The 20,505-nt window shown below is 72.1% G+C and carries 17 protein-coding genes; 10 read left to right on the top strand and 7 right to left on the bottom strand.

Annotated elements, in window-relative coordinates; all coding sequences use genetic code 11:
- Positions 1-155: 155 nt before the first annotated feature.
- Positions 156-2,186: a thioredoxin domain-containing protein gene (locus ABT296_RS28270; RefSeq protein ID WP_351931485.1), complete on the bottom strand. Its 2,031-nt coding sequence runs from the start codon at positions 2,184-2,186 to the stop codon at positions 156-158.
- 138 nt (positions 2,187-2,324) lie between these two features.
- Between ABT296_RS28270 and ABT296_RS28265 the strand changes: the two genes are divergently transcribed.
- The 4 genes from ABT296_RS28265 to ABT296_RS28250 all read left to right on the top strand — a co-directional run bounded on the left by ABT296_RS28265 (position 2,325) and on the right by ABT296_RS28250 (position 10,622).
- Complete coding sequence (locus ABT296_RS28265) at positions 2,325-5,525, top strand: tetratricopeptide repeat protein (RefSeq protein ID WP_351931484.1); 3,201 nt, start codon at positions 2,325-2,327, stop codon at positions 5,523-5,525.
- Positions 5,526-5,615: 90 nt separating this feature from the next.
- On the top strand, positions 5,616-8,339 hold the full coding sequence (locus tag ABT296_RS28260; protein ID WP_351931483.1) for an AAA family ATPase: 2,724 nt from the start codon (positions 5,616-5,618) through the stop codon (positions 8,337-8,339).
- A gap of 7 nt (positions 8,340-8,346) precedes the next feature.
- On the top strand, positions 8,347-9,654 hold the full coding sequence (locus ABT296_RS28255) for a CHAT domain-containing protein (RefSeq protein WP_351931482.1): 1,308 nt from the start codon (positions 8,347-8,349) through the stop codon (positions 9,652-9,654).
- Positions 9,651-10,622 (top strand): hypothetical protein, encoded by a 972-nt coding sequence (locus tag ABT296_RS28250; RefSeq protein WP_351931481.1) that lies wholly within the window; start codon positions 9,651-9,653, stop codon positions 10,620-10,622. The genes ABT296_RS28255 and ABT296_RS28250 overlap by 4 nt, the downstream gene beginning before the upstream one ends.
- A gap of 2 nt (positions 10,623-10,624) precedes the next feature.
- Here ABT296_RS28250 and ABT296_RS28245 read toward each other — a convergent pair whose 3' ends face one another.
- On the bottom strand, positions 10,625-10,882 hold the full coding sequence (locus ABT296_RS28245) for a hypothetical protein (RefSeq protein WP_351931480.1): 258 nt from the start codon (positions 10,880-10,882) through the stop codon (positions 10,625-10,627).
- Positions 10,875-11,756: a mycothiol conjugate amidase Mca gene (gene mca / locus ABT296_RS28240; RefSeq protein WP_351931479.1), complete on the bottom strand. Its 882-nt coding sequence runs from the start codon at positions 11,754-11,756 to the stop codon at positions 10,875-10,877. The genes ABT296_RS28245 and mca overlap by 8 nt, the downstream gene beginning before the upstream one ends.
- A 116-nt stretch (positions 11,757-11,872) precedes the next feature.
- On the opposite strand from mca, the gene ABT296_RS28235 reads away from it, so the two are divergent.
- Together ABT296_RS28235 and greA are read left to right on the top strand one after the other, a co-directional pair.
- Entirely contained in the window at positions 11,873-12,271 is a 399-nt protein-coding gene (locus ABT296_RS28235) for a DUF4307 domain-containing protein (protein WP_351931478.1), read from the top strand.
- 187 nt (positions 12,272-12,458) lie between these two features.
- Positions 12,459-12,959: a transcription elongation factor GreA gene (greA, locus tag ABT296_RS28230; protein WP_351931477.1), complete on the top strand. Its 501-nt coding sequence runs from the start codon at positions 12,459-12,461 to the stop codon at positions 12,957-12,959.
- A gap of 124 nt (positions 12,960-13,083) precedes the next feature.
- Here the strand turns inward: greA and ABT296_RS28225 are convergent, their stop codons facing one another.
- The 3 genes from ABT296_RS28225 to ilvA form a co-directional block, all read right to left on the bottom strand.
- Positions 13,084-13,929, bottom strand: a complete 846-nt coding sequence (locus tag ABT296_RS28225; protein ID WP_351931476.1) for an ABC transporter permease — start codon at positions 13,927-13,929, stop codon at positions 13,084-13,086.
- Positions 13,926-14,903 carry an ATP-binding cassette domain-containing protein gene (locus ABT296_RS28220; protein ID WP_351931475.1) on the bottom strand — a complete coding sequence of 326 codons (978 nt, stop codon included), beginning with the start codon at positions 14,901-14,903 and terminating at the stop codon, positions 13,926-13,928. The genes ABT296_RS28225 and ABT296_RS28220 overlap by 4 nt, the downstream gene beginning before the upstream one ends.
- 308 nt (positions 14,904-15,211) lie before the next feature.
- A complete protein-coding gene (gene ilvA / locus ABT296_RS28215) occupies positions 15,212-16,441 on the bottom strand; it encodes a threonine ammonia-lyase (RefSeq protein ID WP_351931474.1) in 1,230 nt (409 codons plus the stop codon).
- A 161-nt stretch (positions 16,442-16,602) separates the two neighbouring features.
- Between ilvA and ABT296_RS28210 the strand changes: the two genes are divergently transcribed.
- The 3 genes from ABT296_RS28210 to ABT296_RS28200 all read left to right on the top strand — a co-directional run bounded on the left by ABT296_RS28210 (position 16,603) and on the right by ABT296_RS28200 (position 17,988).
- Complete coding sequence (locus ABT296_RS28210; RefSeq protein WP_351931552.1) at positions 16,603-17,115, top strand: MarR family winged helix-turn-helix transcriptional regulator; 513 nt, start codon at positions 16,603-16,605, stop codon at positions 17,113-17,115.
- 124 nt (positions 17,116-17,239) lie between these two features.
- Positions 17,240-17,743 carry a sigma factor-like helix-turn-helix DNA-binding protein gene (locus ABT296_RS28205; protein WP_351931473.1) on the top strand — a complete coding sequence of 168 codons (504 nt, stop codon included), beginning with the start codon at positions 17,240-17,242 and terminating at the stop codon, positions 17,741-17,743.
- Entirely contained in the window at positions 17,740-17,988 is a 249-nt protein-coding gene (locus tag ABT296_RS28200) for a hypothetical protein (RefSeq protein ID WP_351931472.1), read from the top strand. The genes ABT296_RS28205 and ABT296_RS28200 overlap by 4 nt, the downstream gene beginning before the upstream one ends.
- A gap of 7 nt (positions 17,989-17,995) precedes the next feature.
- Here the strand turns inward: ABT296_RS28200 and ABT296_RS28195 are convergent, their stop codons facing one another.
- Positions 17,996-19,150: a cystathionine gamma-synthase gene (locus ABT296_RS28195; protein ID WP_351931471.1), complete on the bottom strand. Its 1,155-nt coding sequence runs from the start codon at positions 19,148-19,150 to the stop codon at positions 17,996-17,998.
- 131 nt (positions 19,151-19,281) lie between these two features.
- Between ABT296_RS28195 and ABT296_RS28190 the strand changes: the two genes are divergently transcribed.
- Complete coding sequence (locus ABT296_RS28190; protein WP_351931470.1) at positions 19,282-20,400, top strand: hypothetical protein; 1,119 nt, start codon at positions 19,282-19,284, stop codon at positions 20,398-20,400.
- Positions 20,401-20,505 lie beyond the last annotated feature (105 nt).

Here is a 20,505-nt window from a genome sequence, read left to right as displayed (position 1 = left end):
CACTGTGCAGAGATTAGGGGGGAACTGTGAAGCGCGAGAGCTCTTCCGATAAATAGATTGTTTCGGAACGGTGCGGGCCCTAGTGGGATCTAACCGAACACACGCGCAATAAGGGCAGGAAAGTTTCGCCCCTGACCAGGTCGTGACCGGCGATATCAGCCGCTCAGCGCCTCGCGCAGACGCTCCGGATCGGTCGTCGGGGCGTCACAGGTGAAGTTGCGGCAGACGTACGCCGCCGGCTCACCGCCGACCAGCGGCCGCCCCGCGAGCAGCGGCAGCTCCCCGCTCTCCGCCACCCCGACCGCGACCACCGCGCCGGGCGCGGTCCCCAGCAGCGCCGTCCGGTGCAGCAGACGGGTCGCCGGATCGTCGAGCGCGGGGCCCACGACCGCGACCTCCTTCGGCCCGTCCAGCCACGCCTCGGCGGCGGCGAGCCCCCAGCCGATGAACCGCGGCACCCGCGGCCCGAGCGCCTTCACCACGCCGAGCGCCCTCTCCGCCGCCGTGCGGTGCGGCTCCGCCCCGGTCTGGGCGGCGTAGCTCAGCAGGGCGCCCGCGGCGGCGGTCCAGCCGGACGGGGCCGCGTTGTCGGTCGGGTCCTGCGGCCGGCGGATGAGCTTCTCGGCGTCCGCCGCCGTGTCGTACAGCGTGCCGGACTCCTCGTCCACGAAGCGGGTCAGGACGTGGTCCAGCAGGAACCCCGCGAACTCCAGCCACACCCCCTCGCCGGTGACCGACGCCAGCGCCAGGAAGCCCTCCGCGACGTCCGCGTAGTCCTCCAGCACCCCCGCGTTGGCGCCGACCTTGCCGTCCTTGCTGGTCCGGGCCACCCGGGCCTGCTCGTCCAGATGCACCCGCACCAGCAGATCCGCGGCGCACACCGCCGCCTCGACCAGATCGGGGCGGTCGAAGTACGCGCCGGTCTCGGCCAGCGCGGCGACCGCCAGCCCGTTCCAGGCGGCGACCACCTTGTCGTCCCGGCCCGGCGCCGGCCGCTCCGCCCGCGCGGCCAGCAGCCGCTCCCGGATCCCCGCGACCTTCTCCGCGTCGAACACGCCCTCCTGCTGCGGGAGTTGCAGCACGGAGGCGCCCTCCTCGAAGGTGCCCTCCTCGGTCACCCCGAAGTACCGCGCGGCGAGTTCGGCGTCCTCCCCCAGCACCTCGCGCAACTGCGCCGGAGTCCACACGTAGTAGGCGCCCTCGACGTGCCTGCCGCTTCCGTCGTCGCTGTCGGCGTCGAGCGCGGAGGCGAACCCGCCCTCGTTCGTGCGCAGTTCGCGCACCATGAAGTCGGCGGTCTCCAACGCGACCCGCCGGGCGAGTCCGGAGCCGGTGGCACGCCACAGGTGGGCGTACACCCGGCACAGCAGCGCGTTGTCGTACAGCATCTTCTCGAAGTGCGGCACGACCCACTCCCGGTCCACCGAGTACCGGGCGAAGCCCCCGCCGAGCTGGTCGTAGATCCCGCCCCGGGCCATCCGCTCACAGGTGTCGGCGGCCATCTGCAGCGCACCCTCGGCACCCGTGCGGGCGTGATGGCGCAGCAGGAACTCGATCACCATGGACGGCGGGAACTTGGGCGCGCCCCCGAACCCGCCGCGCTGCTCGTCGTACTCCCGGGTGAGCCCGAGCAGCGCCTTCGCGAGCTCCTCCTCGCCCGGCACCCGCGCGTCGCCGTAGGAGATCTCCCGCCCGGAGAGGTCCTGCACGATCTTCCCCGCCACCTCGGCGACCTCGTCCCGCCGCCCGGTCCACGCCTGCCGCACGCCCTCCATCACCTGCCGGAAGGAGGGCATGCCGTGCCGCGGGGCGGGCGGGAAGTAGGTACCGAAGTAGAACGGCTCGGCGTCCGGCGTCAGGAACACCGTCATGGGCCAGCCGCCCTGCCCGGTGGCCGCCTGCACGGCCTCCATGTAGACGGCGTCGACGTCGGGCCGCTCCTCGCGGTCGACCTTGATGTTGACGAAGTGTTCGTTGAGGTAGGCCGCCGTCTCCTCGTCCTCGAACGACTCGTGCGCCATGACATGGCACCAGTGGCAGCTCGAATAGCCGACGCTGAGCAGCACGGGCACGCCCCGTTCGCGGGCCTCCTCGAACGCCTCGGCCGACCAGGGCCACCAGTCGACCGGGTTGTCGGCGTGCTGAAGGAGGTACGGGGACGTCTCATGGGCCAGTCGGTTCGGCATGGGGACCATCCTGCCCCAGGATGCCGGACCCACCCGGGAGCACACCCCACCGGCCCGATCTTGCGGCCCCCTCCCCAGGGCGTCCCGCACGCAGCACACTTGACCAAGAACGCAGTTGCCGCCGGAGGGGGACGTGTCATGCGGGACGGCCATCGGGCAGAGGCCGAGCGGCTGTTGGGCCGGGCCGTGGAGGAGGAGGTGCGGCGTTCGGGCGGGCGTGCCGACGGGGGTGTGCTGCTGTCGCGGGCGCGCGGCTCGCTGGAGGCGATGGCGCGGACGGCGCAGGAAGAGTACGAGGCGTACACGCGGGCGCTGGACGAGACGGAGGCCGGCCGGCTCAGCTTCGGACAGCGCTACGCGCGGGAGGGCGGCGGGACCCCGCTGCTGATCGCCGGGGTGGCCGGGGTCGCCGCCGTGGTCGCCGACCTGGCGCTGGGCACCGGTGCCGGGACCGCGCTGGGCGCGGGGGTGACCGTGGGTGTGGTGGGCGCCGCCGCGACGGTGGTGAAGGTGGCCGGGACGCATCTGCCGGCCGCGCACCACCGGGCGGGTGCGGCCGGACAGCCCGGCGGCGCGGAACAGCTGCGGCTGCAGTGGCTGACCGCGCTGGAGGTGCGCGGCATCCGGCCCTTCCTGGATCAGCAGCGGGTGCTGAGCGCGTCGACGGGGCCGAAGCAGTCCGGGCCGCCGCTGCGCGGCACGGACAAGAGCGCGGCGGCCCGCGGGCGGAACGTGCTGGAGCAGTCCTTCGGTCAACTCCCTCAGCCCGAGGAGCCGTTCGCGGGGCGGCGGCAGGAGCTGGGGCGGATCAGGCAGTGGGTGCAGGCGGCCCGCGCGAGCACCGAGACCCGTCCGACGGTCGTCGTCCTGCACGGCGCCCCCGGCAGCGGGCGTACGGCGCTGGCGGTGCGGGCGGCGCACGATCTGCGGGACCAGTTCCGCGGGGCCTGCGTCGTCGACCTGCGCGGCGACACCTCGCAGGAGGCGCCGCTGCCCACCCGGGACGCCCTGCTGCACCTGCTGAACCGGCTCGGGGCGCCCCGTGAGCAGTTGCTGTTCCGGGAGCGCTCCTCCCCCGAGCAGCAGGTCAAGCGGCTCGGCGAGCTGTACCACCAGCATCTGACGGGGCTGGCGGTCACCATCGTCCTGGACGACGCGAGCGACGCGGAACAGGTGCGCGCGCTGCTGCCGGAGCGGTCCGAGAGCCTGGTCCTGGTGACCGCCCGCCGTCCGCTGGACCTGCCCGCCGACCTGCCCGCCCGGGTGCACGAGCTGGCGGTCGAGCCGCTCGCCGCGGCGGGCGCGGAGGAGCTGCTGAGCGCGGTGGCCCAGGACTCCTCGGGCCCCTACGACGCCGAATCCGCCGACGGCATCCACCGGTTGTGCGGGGGCCTGCCCCTCGCCCTGCGCATCGCCGGTTCCTCCCTCGGTCCGCGCTCCCCGCGCCGGCTGGCGGCGGACCTCGGCGCGTACGGCCCGGTGGAGCCGGTCGAGCGGGCGCTGTGGCTGCGCTACACCGACCAGTCCGACACCGGCAGACGGCTGTTGCGGCGGCTGGCGCTGGCCGGCCGGACCTCGCTGGGCGCGGCGGCCGCGGCCGCCCTGCTGGCGACGGACGAGGCGGAGGCGACCCGCCATCTCGGCGCGCTCTGCGAGGCGGGCCTGATCGACCACGTCCGCGGCAACCGCTACCGGCTGCACGACCTGGTCCGCGCCTTCGCCCAGGCCCGGCTGCTGGACGAGGAGGAGCCCGCCGAGCGCACCTCCGCGCAGGAACGTCTCATCGTCAACTACGCCGACCTCGCCGACTCGGTGCTGCGCCTGGTCGACGGCAACATGTCGACCCGCTCGGACCGTTTCAGCCCGCACGGCTTCACCTCCCTGGACGAGGCGCTGCGCTGGCTGGACGACGAGTCGAGCTTCATCACCTCGGCGCTGCGGCACGCGGACGGCGTCAACCAGGCGGCGGTGCTGGAGCTGCTGGGCGCGCTGTGCGACTACTGCCTGCTGCGCGGGGACCTGTACCGGCTGGGCGAGATCAGCGAGCTGGCGCAGGCGGTGGACCAGGGCCTGCTGATGCGCTCGGTGCAGTGGCGCACCGGTATCGCGGCCCGCCAGCTGGGCGAGCTGGACCGGGCGAGGACGACGCTGACCTCGGTGGTCGACCTCTACATGGAGGCCCATCACGACGCGGGCGCCGCCCGCGCCCTGTGTTCGCTGGGCATCACCCTGCACCACCAGGGGCAGCTGACGGAGGCGGCCCGCAAGCTCCGTGAGGCGCTCGACCTCCAGGCGGCGCCGCAACTGGCCACGGACCGCGCCTGGACCATGCACGCACTGGCCGCGGTGGAACGCGACCGGGCGCGCCTCTCCGAGGCCCTGGACCTGCTCACCCGCTCCCTGGACCTGCACCGCGCCGGCGAGTCCGTGCACGGCGAGGCGTGGGCGCACTTCCAACTCGGCCAGCTGGGCCTGCGCATGGGGGACGTCCCGCGCGCGGAACGCGAACTGCGCAGGGCCCTGGACCTGTACGGCCGTACCCATGACGCGCGCGGCGAGGCGTGGGCGATGACCCAGCTGGCCCGCGCCCGCCTAGTCGACGGCGACCCGTCCGCCGCGCTGGACGGGCTGCGGCAGGCGGCGGCCCGGCACCGCGAGAACGAGGACGCGCGCGGCGAGGCGTGGACGATCTACTACCTGGGCCAGTCCCTGGAGGAGACCGGGAACCTCGACCAGGCGGTCCGCGAACTGGAGCGCTCCCGCACGATGTTCTCCCGGATGCGGGACGTCTACGGGCTGGCCTGCGCCCGTCACCACTCGGCCCGCGCCACCCGTGACCTGCGCGCGGCGCAGACGGGCTCGCTGCGCAACTCCGGTTTCGCCCGCCAGCTCCTGGTCGACGCCCGCGCGGACTTCCAGCGCATCGGCGTCGCCCACGGCGAGGCGTGGACCTGCCTGGAGCTGGCAGTCGTGGAGGCCGGCAACTCCCGCACCCAGCAGGCGCTCGCCCTGTGCGACGAGGCGACGGGCCTGTTCACGTCCTACGGCGACCGCCGCGGCGAGGACTGGTCCCGCTTCCTGCGCTGCACGCTCCTGCCGTACGCGGCACCGGGCGGGGTGGAGGTCGGCACGGCCGTCGCCCAGGAGGAGCTGGCACAGCTCTCCCGGAGCGGGCACCCCCTGCGGGACGGAAAGCTGGAGGAGTACGTCGGCGCGTACCGGCTCCTCCTGGAACGGGGCGTGAACCTGGAGGCGGACTGGCAGGCGTGGCGCCTGGGCATGGTCCCGAACCGGCACGCGCGCGAGGTGATGGGGGTGCCGGTGGCCGCGGCGGGGTGAGGGTCGCCGTGGCGGGGTGAGGGGTTCGGCTGACGGGCGGGGGCCTGGGCTGGGAATGTGGTGGGGTGACCCATTTCGGAAGGAGTCCGGGTGGCACGTGATCTGCGCGCGCCGACGGGGCCGCCCACGGTGAGCGGGTTCGCGGGGCGGGAGCGGGAAGTCTCCGAGCTGCGTGCGCTGCTCGCCGTGGACGACGAGCAACCGCCGCCGCTTGTCCTGCACGGTCCGGCCGGCGTCGGCAAGTCGGCGCTGGCGGCGGTGGCCACCCGGGATCTGGGGCTCCCGGTCCACTGGATCACCTTCGACGACACGGTCGACGTCGAGGGAACTCTGTTACGGCTCCTCGCGGAGTGCGGGGCACCTCGGGTGCCGATCGTGCGGGCTGCCGTGCTGAACGATCGGAAGTTCATCCGTGAGCTGCGGAATCAGTGCGCCCAGTACGCCGTCGACCGTGTCCTGGTGCTGGACAACGTGGGCCCTTCAAATGCCGAGAAGCTGCGCACTGCGTTACGAGGCTGCCCTCGGTTGAGGGTCGTCGCCACCACGCGCGAGGCTTCTTTCTGGCCCGAGAAGGCCCGCCTGCGGGAGGTCCGGCCGTTGGAGAGCGTGGACGCCCTGGTGGTCTCGGCGACCGTCGCTCAGACGGCAAAGGCCGAACCCTTGACAGAGCTGACCCTCGCAGCGGCGGGATTACCCTATCTCGCACGCATCGTCGGGGCTCTTGTCAAAGAGGGGTTGAACGAGGTCCCCGAGGGAGTCGACGGACCGGACGCACTGATCGATCTCGCCTTGAACCGGTGCACACTCGACGAGTACCGCGCCCTGGAAGTCCTCACTCGACGAGAGTCCGGTGCCCCCTTCTCCCTGCGCGCCGCCGTGCACATGTTCCGCCTGCTCCCTGACCTGCGCCTCGGAGAGGAGATGCTGGGCAGACTGGTGAGTCGACAGTTGGTACAGCCCTGGAAAGGAGAGCACGAGTTCGTGCTTCCGACTCGGCTGATCAGCGTTGTGCGTGCCCGGGCTCGTCGTATGCCGCACGCGTCCCCTTCCGCACGGACCAACTACGCACAGCTCACGCTTCATCGCGCGTCATGCATGCTCGACGGCGAGCGTCGGCCCACGGGAATCATTTCGATGCCCTTCGAGCCGCTCAGCCCGATCGAAGTAGTCGATGAGGTCGACGAATTCATGACCCTTGCCTCGCGAGAAAGCGTTGCGGTCTCGGAGCCACTGGCGACCGTCCTCGCGGTCCTCGGCGACGCGCATCGGCTCGTGGCTCTCCACCGAAAGTGGAGCACTCCGCCCATCAATCATGAGCTGGCCTCAATGGCACGCGAACTGGGTCTGCCGGATCACGCTCGGATCCTTCTCAAGGATGACGAGAGTGCCCGGGCCGTCCATGAACGGGCGGCGATCGAGTACCAGTCGGGGAACCTGCGCGCCGCCCTGTCCACCCTGGACACCCGTCCCCCCGACACCGACGGCCCCCATGTCGCGTGGTACGCGCTGATCCGTGGAGCGGTGCTGTGCGACCAGGGCAACGCGTACGACGCCGACCGGCTCCTCAGTTTCGCCGCCCAACAACTCGACCGGTTCAAGTGCCGCCGCGGCCATGGCTGGGCCCTGTTCCATCTTGCCCGGACGTATCTGCTGCGTGGTTGGGCGGCCCAGGCCGAAGACATGCTCGATGTGGCCGAGCAGGAGCTGCGATCCATCGGTGACCAGCGAGGGCTCAACTGGATCGCCACGGAACGCATCCGGCTGCCGGGAGGGCTCCGCACCGACCCGGACGGTCGCGCCACCCTGGCGGCCCACCGAAAGGCCGACGACCTGCGAGGGGTCGGCTGGACCGAGTTGTACCTGGCCCTGCGGTACGCCGTGGTGGGCACCATGGGCGCCGCGCACTCGACATTGGGCCAGGCGGACCGAAGCTTCGTCACCTGTCAGGACGCGCTCGGCTCGGCCTGGGCCCGGCACCGGCTCGCGCTGTTCGGGCCCACCGACAGCGAGGGCGACATGGGACAGTGGGAGCTGATCCACGAGCAGTTCCAGGAGACCGGCTGCACCGTCGGAACGGCATGGACGCTGCTGGAGCGAGCCTCCCGCACCACCCCTGGCGAGCCGGCACGACGCCTGCAGGCCATGGCGGCGTCCGAGTTCCGAGCCGTCTCCAACCCGCGGGGCCTCGCCTGGGCGGAGGCCGTGCGCGCGGTGCTGGTCGAACCGGGGACCGGTCCCGACCGCGCCACCCTCGCCAGCACACTGCCCCCGGAACTACCCGACCGGGAGCAACTGATCCAGCAGATCGCCATGTTCTGTGACGCCGGCGGCCCCCTCAACGGCCACCCCATCCCCTTCCACGCCCGTGACATCCCCGTCACCGTCTCCGCCGGCTCCGACCTCATGGGCGACCCCGGGGTCGGCCCCCGCTGCCGGGTCCGGATCACCCTCCTCGACGAGTCCCCCACCACCGGCACCACCGCCCGCCTCCTGCTGCGGGTCTCGCCGGAGCCGGGGCACCCCTGGGCGGCCGGAGGCGCGGCCGCGCCGTGGCTGACGGCGACCGCGCTGCCGCTGACCCGCGCCACCCTCGAACCGGCCTCCGCGCACCTGGTCCCCTCCGAACAGGAGGCGCACGGAGCGGAGTTCGACTTCACCCCGCACCGCACCGGAACGCACCGCCTCCGGTTCACCATCGCCCTCGCACGCACCGGGACGGTCCTGCAACAGGTGGAAACCGAGCTCGACATCCTCGACCACGACCGGCCGGGCGACCACGCCGCCCCGCACGCCATCATCCCGCGCGGACGGTAGCCCGCCGATGCCCACCGAACTCCATGTGCACGTCGTACAGGACCCGAGCCGTGGCTTCACCACGCTCCCCGACCGGCTGACCCGCGGCCCGGACATCACCGTCTGCCTGGACGGCGTCGGCGAGGACCGGATCCGCGCCCGGCTGTACGGCCCGGCCGTACCGCAGCTGTACGGCACCGAGCACCGCGTGGACCTCGCGGTGCGCCCGGCCGACGTACGGGACGCGGCGGCCCGCCTGTGCCGCCAGTGGAAGGAGCACTTCGTCGACCACCGGCCGGCGGACGCACCCGACAGCGCGTACGCGACCCTCGTGGACCTGCGCACCCGCCCGCTCGTCGAGGTGTACGACATCGTCAGCGAACTGGCTCTGGTCGGCTCGGAGTTGCTCTACGGCACGCTGCTCGGCGGCACCGACGAGCGGGTCGTACGGTTCCGGAACTACCTCACCGAGGCGCTGCGCGGCCAGGAGGGGCTCCGGGTGCGCTTCGACTCCGACCTGTACGTGCCGTGGCCGATGGTGTGCCTGGAGGAGCCGGGGGTGCCCCCGCTTCAGCGCGGCGGGGACCCGGGTCCGCTCTTCCGGCGCTTCCTCGGCTACCGGCACCAGATCGAGCAGACCGGCGGCGCCTACCCGTGGCTGGCCGGACTGCGCGAGGCCCCCGAGGTGCCGGCCGTCAGCCTCAACCACGACGTCCGGGTCGACCGCAAGGGCCGTACCCGGGCCGCGGAGGTCGCCGCCGTGCTCGCCAAGGGCACCCGGTTCGTGGAGCGTCGGACCCACGGTGAGCTGGTCCAGGCGCTGGGACGGGACGATCTGTGCGAGCAGCTCATGTACTTCTGGTGCCACGGCCACTTCGTGCCGAACGGTCCCCGGCCCGCCTCCCTCGCCCTGACCCTGACCGACAACAAGACCATCGACGCCCAGACCGTCCGGGACCGTCGGCGGCGCTTCGGCAGCGAGAGCCCCTTCCAGCCGTTCGTCATGCTCAACGCCTGCCACGCGGGGGCGCCGGACGGCGGCGGTGACCACAGGTTCCTGAGCCTGGCGCTGATCGACGCGGGCGCGCGGGGTGTCCTCGGCCCGCAGATCGAGATGCCGCAGGCGTTCGCCGCGGAGTACGCGCTGGAGTTCCTGACCCGCTATCTGCACGGCACCGAGACGGCGGGCGGTATCGCGCACGCGGTGGCCCGGCACTTCGCCGACACCCTGCACAACCCCCTCGGCTTCGCCTACGCCCTGCACCACGGGATGGACACCCGCCTGGAGCGGGCCGACGCGCCCACGTCCGACGCCGGGCGGGAGGTCCCCGTGTGAGCGAGGTGTGCCTGGTCCGCCTCGGGCCGGACGGACGGCTGCTGGAGGAGTTCCGGGGCGGCCTGGCCCCCGTGCCCGACGACCGGCTGGCCGACCACTTCGCCGAGGAGCTGGCCCCGCCGGAGTGGGCCACCGATCTGGTCGTGTACGCGCACGGCTGGCGCACCCCGCCCGAGGACGCCCGTGCGAAGGCCGAGGGACTGCTGGCCCACGCGGCCGCGCTGTACGCGCCCTCGCGGTACCCGGGGCTGCCCCGGTGGCGGCCGTGGACGGTGCTGCTGTGCTGGCCCTCGGGCGAGCGGCGGACCATGGGCGAGTACCGCAGGATGAGGGACCGGGCGCACGCCCTGAGCCGGGTCGGGCACGCGGGCCGGGTCCTGGGCCGGCTGCTGGGTTACGTGGACGCCTCACGGGGCGATCCGGCAGCGCCGGAGGTGCTGGGCAACCGCGAGGGGCAGTACCTGCACCTGGTCGGGCACTCCTTCGGGTGCCGGGTGCTGTGCGAGGCGGTGCGGTGGGCGGCGGAGGGGCCGGACACGCTGGGCTGGAGCACGCCCCGGCCGCCGGGCCGGCCGTTCACCGCGGACTCGATGCTGCTGTTGCAGATGGCGGCGCCGCGGGACGCGTTCACGACCCTGTTCGACGCGCTCGACGAGGCCCCGCTGCACGGCCCGGTCGTGGCGACGTACGCCCAGGCCGACCGCGCCACCGGTTTCTGGCATGTGCGTGCCGAGAAACGGCCGGGGATCGGTCACGCGGGCATCGGGACGGCGCCCGCGCCGGTCTCCTCGGTCCTGATGCGCGGCCCGGCCGAGCCGTATCCGCCGGGCGCCCTCGACCACCGGTTCGTCAGCGTGGACGCCTCGGAGGTGTTCGTGCGCGGGCGCGGCTGGTCGGGCGCCCACTCCGACCACGTACGGCCGGAGTCGGCGCACCTGCTGCTGTCACTGGCGGCGCACGCCCGGTGAGGTCAGTCCTTCGGGGAGCCGTCCCGCTCGCCCGCCGTGGCGTCCGCCGGGGCGGGCGCGTCGGGGTCGGGGGCCTCGGTGAAGGTGACGTTGCCCATGTGCTTGTTCATCGACTTCATCAGGCCCCACACGGCCAGGGCCATCACCGCGAAGACGATGAAGCCGAGGACACCGGGGGTGACCTTGTCCTCGTCGACCTCCTTGGCGAGGGTGGCCAGGTGCGTCATTGCCAGGCTTGCGCTTGCGCTCATGTCAGGCATTGTCGCGGACGCCCGCGAACAGGTCGTCCTCGGGGAGGGAGGTATCGACGAGGGACTTCGCCAGCTCGTACTCCTCCGTCGGCCAGACCTCCTTCTGCAGGTCCATCGGCACCCGGAACCAGCCGCCGTCGGGGTCGATCTGCGTGGCGTGCGCGATCAGGGCCTTGTCGCGGATCTCGTAGAACTCCGCGCACGGGACGTGCGTGGTCAGCGTGCGCTCGGCGCGCTGGAACTCGTCCCAGCGCTTGAGCCACTCCCCGTACGGCGACTCCATGCCCCGGTCGAGCATCGCCTGGTGCAGCGCCTCGGTGCGGGGGCGGTTGAAGCCCTGGTTGTAGTAGAGCTTCTGCGGCTGGTAGGCGGGGCCGAACTCGGCCTCGGGGTACTTCCCGGTGTCCGCCGCGCCCTCGAACGCCACCATCGAGATCTTGTGGGTCATGATGTGGTCGGGGTGCGGGTAACCGCCGTTCTCGTCATAGGTGGTGATCACCTGGGGACGGAAGGAGCGGATCTTGCGGACCAGTTCGCCGGCCGCCTTGTCGACGTCCTCCAGGGCGAAGCAGCCCTCCGGCAGCGGCGGCAGCGGGTCGCCCTCGGGCAGGCCCGAGTCGACGAAGCCGAGCCACTCCTGCTTGACGCCGAGGATCTCGCGGGCCTCGTCCATCTCCTTCTTGCGTACCTCGTGGATGTGCTCCTCGATGTACTTGTCGCCCTGAAGCTTGGGATTGAGGATGGAGCCGCGCTCCCCGCCCGTGCAGGTCACGACCAGCACGTCCACCCCCTCGGACACGTACTTCGCCATGGTGGCCGCGCCCTTGCTCGACTCGTCGTCGGGGTGGGCGTGGACGGCCATCAGTCGCAGCTGGTCAGTCAAGACTCAATCCTCATAGGTCGGCGCCCCCGGTGTGAACGGGCGCATAAGGCGGCTTCTATAGTGACCGAATCGGGGGCGGAATAATTCCGGGGCCCTGCCCCTCCGAGAGGACGATCATGAGCACGGCGAGCACGCGGCCGCCCAAGGGCCGTTACGGGCGCTCCTCGGACGAGCGCGCCGACCGCACCCTCAAGATCACCGGGATCGTCCTCGGCTCCCTGCTCATCGCCCTGGTCGGTTACTTCGGCTACCACTACGTGGGCCAGAACAAGATCAGCGCGGAGATCATCAAGTTCGACTCCACCCCGAGCGCGGTCCAGGTCCACATCGAGGTCCGCAAGGACTCCGGCGCCTCCGGCTACTGCACGATCCGCTCCCAGGCGGAGGACGGCGCCGAGGTCGGCCGGGCGGACTTCCGCTTCGACGGGGACGCCACCCGGATCGACGAGGTCGTCACGCTCCGTACGACGTCGGAGGGGTCGACGGCCCAGCTGCTGGGCTGTCACGCGGACTGAACCGGTCCGCAGCTCCCGGGCCCGCCTTCGTCACACAGGCGCTGACCAGCGTTGACGTAATTCTGGTGGCTTATGTCCTCCCCTTGGCGCGATTGAATTGTTAGGCTCGTGGTTTCGCCCATCCGAGAGCGAACATTCTTCTTGGTAGGGCGATGCTTTGTATTCCCAGTACCGACGAGGAGCACCTGTGACCCAGACCAGCGAGTCCGTCACCTGGCTTACCCAGGAGGCGTACACCAAGCTCAAGGACGAGCTTGAGCACCTTACTGGTCCTGCGCGCACGGAGATCGCCGCCAAGATCGCGGCCGCGCGCGAGGAGGGCGACCTGCGCGAGAACGGCGGGTACCACGCGGCCAAGGAGGAGCAGGGCAAGCAGGAGCTCCGTGTGCGCCAGCTGACCCAGCTCCTGGAGAACGCCAAGGTCGGCGAGGCTCCCACGTCCGCCGAGGGCGAGGTCGCGCCCGGCATGGTCGTGACGATCGCCTTCGACGGCGACGAGGACGACACCCTCTCCTTCCTGCTGGCGTCGCGCGAATACGCCAGCTCCGACATCGAGACCTACTCCCCGCAGTCCCCGCTGGGCAGCGGAGTGATCGGCCACAAGGTCGGCGAGGACGCGGAGTACGAGCTGCCGAACGGCAAGAAGGCCTCGGTGCGGATCCTGAAGGCCGAGCCCTACAGCGGCTGACCCGGCACCGCCGCCCACCCGGCGCGCAAGCCCTTGAAGTGCCCCCGGCGTCCCCGTGACACCGGGGGCACTGTCATGCCGGGGGCACCGTCACGCCGGGGGCGCGGTCACGCCGGGGGCGCGGTCAGGCAGACGCCGACCGGTACTTGCGGACGGCCAGGGTCCGGAAGAGCGCGATGATCAGCACGGAGTAGATCAGGGACGCCCACACCGAGTGCTGCATGGGCCAGGCGTCCGAGGTGGAGACCCCGGGGTTGCCGAAGAGCACTCTGCAGGCCTGGACGGTGGCGCTGAAGGGGTTCCAGTCGGCGACGTGCTGCAACCAGGGGGTCATCCGGCTGGAGTCCACGAACGCGTTCGAGATGAACGTGACCGGGAAGAGCCAGATCAGTCCGCCCGAGGTGGCCGCCTCCGGGGTGCGCACGGACAGGCCGATCAGCGCGCCGACCCAGGTGAAGGCGTAGCCGAGCAGGAGCAGCAGGCCGAAGGCGCCGAGCACCTCGCCGAAGCTCGTGTGGGTGCGCCACCCGACCAGAAGGGCGACGATCGCCAGCACGAACAGCGTGAGGGCCGTCTGCACCAGGTCGGCCAGGGTGCGTCCGGTCAGGACCGCGCCGCGTGCCATGGGCAGGGAGCGGAAGCGGTCGATGAGCCCCTTGTGCATGTCGTCGGCGATGCCCGCGCCGGCGCCCGCGGTGGCGAAGGTGACGGTCTGCGCGAAGATGCCGGCCATCAGGAACTCGCGGTAGACCTGCGGATCGGTGGTGCCCCCGATGTTCATGGAGCCACCGAAGACATAACTGAACAGCACCACGAACATAATTGGCTGGATGAGCCCGAAAATGATCATTTCGGGGATCCGGCTCATGCGGATCAGGTTCCGCTTGGCCACCACCAGGGAGTCCCGTACGGACTGGACCAGCGGGTGGGACGGTGCCGCGACCGGCACGGCGTCGGTGACGGCGCTCACTGGGCGGTCTCCTTCTCGTTCTCCTGGTCCTTGGCCTCGGCCACGTGGCCCGTCAGGGAGAGGAAGACGTCGTCGAGGGTCGGGCGGCGCAGCCCGATGTCGTCGATCTCGATACCGCGGGTGTCGAGTTCGCGGATGACCTCGGCGAGGAGCTTGGCGCCGCCGGTGACCGGGACGGTCAGCTTGCGCATGTGGTCCTCGACGGTGGTCTCGCCCTTGCCGAAGCCGCCGAGCACCTCGGCGGCGGTCGGGATGTGCTCCCTGTCGTGCACCACCACTTCGACGCGCTCGCCGCCGGTGCGGGCCTTGAGCTGGTCGGAGGTGCCCTGGGCGATGACCTTGCCGTGGTCGACGACGGCGATGTCATGGGCGAGGTGGTCGGCCTCCTCCAGGTACTGGGTGGTCAGCAGCAGGGTCGTGCCGCCGGAGACGAGTTGTTTGATGACCTCCCACAGCAGTTGCCTGTTGCGCGGGTCGAGGCCGGTGGTCGGCTCGTCCATGAACATCACGGGCGGTGAGACCACCAGCGCGGCCGCGAGGTCGAGGCGGCGGCGCATACCGCCGGAGTAGGTCTTGGTGGGCCGGTCGGCGGCGTCGGCGAGGTCGAACTGCTCCAGCAGGGCGTCGGCCCGGGCCTTCGCGGCCTTGGCCCGCATCTGGTAGAGCTGGCCGACCATCTGGAGGTTCTCGCGGCCTGTGAGGTACTCGTCGACGGCCGCGAACTGGCCGGACAGGCCGATGGAGCGGCGTACGGCGTCGGGGTTGCCGAGCACGTCGATTCCGGCGACGACGGCCCGGCCGCTGTCGGGGCGCAGCAGGGTCGTCAGACAGCGGACGGTGGTGGTCTTGCCCGCGCCGTTCGGCCCGAGCAGGCCCAGAACGGTGCCTTCCGGCACGTCGAGGTCCACTCCGTCCAGCGCTCGTACGTCGCCGAAGGTCTTCACCAGACCTTCGGCATGGATGGCGCCTGGCATATGAGTCTCCACGTCTTCGGGGATTCTTCGGTGAGCCTGGGTAGGTGCGGTGCGCTCCGCCCCCCTCCGCCGCCGGGCCGGTCGGTGGACAGGGAGAGGACGCGGAGAGCGACACGCGAACCACCGTAACGCGATGTATCGCGTCTCTCAACGGAATTACCCGAACGAGTGAACGGGCCGGTGGGGCCTCGCCGCAAGCCCCCGTATCAACCCGGATCAGCCCGAATCAGCCCGGCAGCCCGGCAGCCCGGCAGCCCGGCAGCCCGGCAGCCCGGATCAGCCTGCGGGCACCACCCCGTCCGCCCGCCTCAGCCGATGACCGTGTACCCGGCCTCGCGCAGGGCCTGGCCGAGTTCGGCGCAGTGCACCGGCCCCTTGGTCTCCAGGTGCAGTTCGACCTCCGCCTCGGTCAGTCCGAGCCGGGGGTCGGTCCGTACGTGGCTGACGTCCAGGACGTTGGCGTCGGCCGCCGACAGCACCCCGAGCAGGGTGGCGAGCGCCCCCGGGCGGTCCGTCAGCCGCAGCCGTACGGCCAGGTAGCGGCCCTGGGCGGCCATGCCGTGCCGCAGCACCCGCTCCATCAGCACCGGGTCGACGTTGCCGCCGGACAGGACCGCGACCACCGGGCCCTCGAAGGCGCCGGGGTCGCCGAGCAGGGCGGCGACGGGGCTCGCGCCGGCCGGTTCGACGACCAGCTTGGCGCGCTCCAGGCAGAGCAGCAGCGCGGTGGACAGCTCGTCCTCGGTGACCGTGCGGACCTCGTCCACCAGTTCACCGATGATCCCGAAGGGGACGTCGCCGGGCCGGCCGACCTTGATGCCGTCGGCCATCGTCGCCGGGTTGCGCACGGACACCGGGCGGCCGGCCGCCAGCGAGGGCGGGTACGCGGCCGCGCCCTCGGCCTGGACGCCCACGATCCGTACGTCGGGCCGCAGCGCCTTGACCGCGACGGCGATGCCGGCCGCGAGTCCGCCGCCGCCGATGCCGACGACGATCGTGCGCACCTCCGGGCACTGGTCGAGGATCTCCAGGCCGACCGTGCCCTGGCCGGCGATGACGTCGGCGTGGTCGAAGGGGTGGATGAAGACCGCGCCGGTCTCGGCCGCGTACTCCTGGGCGGCGGCCAGCGTCTCGTCGACGACCTGGCCGTGCAGCCGGACCTCGGCGCCGTAGTCCTTGGTCGCACTGATCTTCGGCAGGGGGGCGCCCTTGGGCATGAACACCGTCGAAGCCACGCCGAGCAGGGTGGAGGCGAGGGCGACTCCCTGGGCGTGGTTGCCCGCGCTCGCCGCGACGACCCCCGCGGCCCGCTCCTCGGGCAGCAGGCCGGCGATCCGGACGTAGGCGCCGCGCAGCTTGAACGAGCCGGTGCGCTGGAGGTTCTCGCACTTGAGGTGCACCGGCGCGCCCACCAGCCGGCTGAGGTACCTGCTGCCCTCCATGGCCGTCACCCGCGCCACGCCCGTGAGCATCTTCTGAGCACCGCGCACGTCGTCGAGCGTGACCGGCGGCAGCAGGTCGGCCTTGCGGTAGTTCATGACTCGAGTCTCGCAGTTCACACCGGTGGGGTGCGGCTGTGACCAACCACCGAGACCGGTTTGCGCAGCGCCGGTACGGCCCGCCTTCCGGCCGCGTACCCTGTCCCCCATCCCAGCAGCCCTCATGAAGTGAGCCCCCGGCCATGCCCACAACACCTGGAATGTCGATGGACATGTCGACCGCAGGCGACACCGGTCTCCTCGACACCTTGCAGCACGAGGTGGCGGTGTTCGCCCGCCGTGCCGAACAGACCCGGCTCGGCGGGGTCGGGCAGGTGCGCAACTCCATGGACCGCGCCGCCTACCTGCTGCTCAACCGGCTCGACAAGGAAGGCCCCATGGGGGTCAAGGCGCTCGCCGCGAGCATGGGGATCGACTCCTCGACGGTCACCCGGCAGGTGGCGCCGCTGGTCGACACCGGGCTCGTCAAGCGCACCTCGCACCCCGAGGACGGGCGGGCCGTGGTACTCCAGCTCTCCCCGCGCGGGCAGTCGCGGCTGGAGGAAGTGCGCTCGTCGAGGCGTCAGTTGATGGCCGAGCTGACACACGACTGGGCGCCGGAGGAGCGCGTGGCGTTCTGCACGCTCCTGACGCGCTTCAACACCGCGCTGTCCGCCCGGATGGCGGCCCACGGCGTGCCCGGCGCGGAGCCGGCGCCGACGTCCGCGTCCTGAGCCTTTCTGCCGGGCTCTTGACCCCGGGCCGCCGCTGGCCTCATATGAGACCGGGTCCTGTTCGTACGTCCGTACGTGGCCGGGATCCGACCACTCGGGAGGTCGCTCTCAGGCGGGAGGCGCGGTGCGGGAACGGCATGCGTCCCAGGACGCCCGGCGGGCCAGGGAGTTCGAGGCGTTCGTCGCGGGCGCGGCGGGCCGGCTGCTGAGCACCGCCACGCTGTTGACGGCGGAGTCGCCGGCCGACAACCCGCGCGCGCGGCGCCTGCTGGCGCTGGCGCTGGCCCATACTTACGCCGACTGGGACCGGCTGCGCGGGGAGGACCCCTACGACCGCACCCGCCGGTATCTGGCCACCCGCTTCGCGCACGGCGCGTGGCATCAGTACGGCGGCCTCGGCCGGGCCCGCCCGCACGCCGACAGCGTGCTGGCCGTGCTCGGCCCGCAGGAGCGGCTGATCCTGGTCCTCAGACTGTTCGAGGGGATCGCCGAGGAGCAGACGGCGGCGCTGCTCGGGCTGCCCCTGGAGCGGGTGCGGACGATCTGCGACCGGGCGACGGCGACGTTGCTGCATCCGCCGCGCGGGCCGGCGCCCGCCGTGGTCCGGGCGAGGGCGGCCGCGTCGTGAGCCGGAGCGAGCGGGAGGCCGCGGCGCGGCGGATCATGGAGCGCACCGGGCCCGTCGTACCGCCCGATCTGCATGCGGAGGCGGTCCGGCGGGGTGGCCGAATGCTGCGGCGGCGGCGTGCCCTACGGCGGCTGATGTGGCTGCTGGGGTTCGTGGCGGTGGTGGTGTTCACGGTGTGGGCGCTGACCGTGCAGCCGTGGGTGGAGCCGCCGTCGGAGACGACTCCACCGCTCACCGGTTGGTGATGTCGCTCTAGCCGAGCGCCTGCTGGAGATCCTCCAGGAGGTCCTCCACGTTCTCGATGCCGACGGACAGGCGGACCAGGTCGGCGGGGACCTCCAGGGCGGAGCCGGCGACCGACGCGTGGGTCATGCGGCCCGGGTGCTCGATCAGCGACTCGACGCCGCCGAGGGACTCACCGAGGGTGAACACCTTGGCGCGGTTGCAGACCTCGACGGCCGCCTCCTCGCCGCCGTCTACCTGGAAGGAGACCATGCCGCCGAAGGCGCGCATCTGCTTGGCGGCCACCTCGTGACCGGGGTGCTCGGGCAGGCCCGGGTAGAGCACCTTCGTCACGCGCGCGTGCCGGGAGAGCATGTCGGCGACCTTGGTGGCGTTCTCGCTGTGCCGGTCCATGCGCACCGACAGCGTCTTGGTGCCGCGCAGCACCAGCCAGGAGTCGAAGGGCCCGGCGACGGCGCCCATGGCGTTCTGGTGGTAGGCCAGTTCCTCGCCGAGGCTCTCGTCGCCGACGACCAGGGCGCCGCCGACGACGTCGGAGTGGCCGCCCATGTACTTGGTCAGGGAGTGCACGACGACGTCGGCGCCGAGCGAGAGCGGCTGCTGGAGGTAGGGCGTGGCGAAGGTGTTGTCGACGACGAGCCGCGCGCCCGCGTCCCGGGCGATCTGCGCGACGGCGGCGATGTCGGTGATGCCGAGCAGCGGGTTGGAGGGGGTCTCCACCCATACGGCCTTGGTCTTCGGGGTGATGGCCGCGCGTACGGCGGAGGGGTCGCTGGTGTCGGCGACGGACCACTCCACGCCCCAGCGGGCGACGACCTTGGCGAAGAGCCGGAACGTGCCGCCGTACGCGTCGTTCGGGATCACCACGTGGTCGCCGGGGCTGAGCAGCGTACGCAACAGGCAGTCCTCGGCGGCGAGCCCGGACGCGAACGCCAGGCCGCGCCGGCCGCCCTCCAGGGCTGCGAGGTTCTCCTCCAGGGCGGTCCTGGTGGGGTTGGCGCTGCGGCTGTACTCGTAGCCGCCGCGCAGGCCGCCGACGCCGTCCTGCTTGTAGGTCGAGACCTGGTAGATCGGCGGCACGACCGCGCCGGTGAGGGGGTCCGCCGTGTTGCCCGCGTGGATGGCGAGCGTCTCGAAGTGCTGACTGATGTGCCTGTCGCTCATGGTTCACGAGCGTAGTGCGCCGACGGCCGTGATGACGGACGCGGCCGACGGCTGCGCGGGGTCCGGAGGAGTTGTCCACAGGCCGCGGACCGGGTTGGCCAATTGTCACTGCCGTCTGGAACGCTTGTGTCATGGAGATTCTCTTCGTCCTGATGGCACTGCTCATGATCGGCTTTGTGGTGCTGCCGTTCATGCGGCGCCGGCGGGGCATGATCGAGCAGGTCCCGCCGGGCCACCCGGACGCGGCGGACCCCGCGAACTACGGCTTCGCACGGCAGGAGGAGCTGGACGTCCGCATGCCCGGCCCCGACCAGGACCTGCTGGACGTGCTGGACCTGGTGCAGCGCAGCCAGGACTACCGGGCGGCCGCGCAGCTCCTCGCGGGCACCGAGGGTGAGGGCGAGCGGCGCTGGCAGCGGGTGCAGGCCTTCGCCGGCGCGGCCTCGCTGGAGCTCGCGCAGCGGCCCGGGGGGGTGAGTGACAGCCCCGGCGGGCAGTGGCTGCGGGTGTGGCGGACCGAGCAGCCGAAGGACGCGGGCGGTGCGGCGGTGCACGCGGAGTTCCTGGTGCAGCAGGCGTGGCGTACGGCGGTGCCGGGCACGGACGCGTTCCGGATCATCATGGAGGAGGCGCGGGCGGCCTGCGGCGAGGCGGCGCTGCTGGCGCCGGGCGACCCGATCCCGTACATCGTGGAGCTGTCGGTGGCCCGCGGGCTGGCGTACTCCCAGCCGGAGTTCGAGCAGGTCTGGCTGAAGATCCTGGACCGCGCCCCGAACCACATGGGCGCGCATCTGGCGGCGCTGCACTACTGGTGCGAGAAGTGGCACGGCTCGCGGGAGCAGGCGTACGGCTTCGCCGAGGCCGCCGCGGCGCGCGCCCCGCGGGGTTCGCTGCTGGCCGCGATGCCGCTGTTCGCGGTGTTCGAGCATCTGCCCGAGGTCAACCTGGTCAGCGCCTTCTACCAGAGCGAGGTCGTGACCAAGGCGATGCACGGCGCGCTGCACGCGGTGCACTCGGCGCGCGCCGACGACCCGATGCTGGCGCACGTTCGCCATCTGCTGGTGTTCTTCCTGGTCCGCGCCGAGCGCTGGGCCGAGGCCATGACCGAGCTGATACACGTCGACGGCCATGTCGGCGCCCTGCCGTGGACGCTCTCCCCGGATCCGGCGGCCGAGTTCGCCGTGTACCGGGCGCTGGCGGTCGCCGGCTACGAGGCCAACGGCGGCAGCCCGGCGACGCTGCCGCACTGACCGGGCCGGGGGGGGGGGGCCGCGGGGGGGGGGCGCCGCGGGGGCCGCCCGCGGGCCGGGGAGCGGGGGGGGGGGGTGGGAGGTGGTTTTTTGGGTGGGGTTTAT

Source organism: Streptomyces sp. NPDC000983, from assembly GCF_040299205.1.
Lineage (GTDB): Bacteria > Actinomycetota > Actinomycetes > Streptomycetales > Streptomycetaceae > Streptomyces.
The sequence above is the reverse complement of the archived record's forward strand: the minus strand, read 5'-3'. Positions and strand labels throughout refer to the sequence as shown.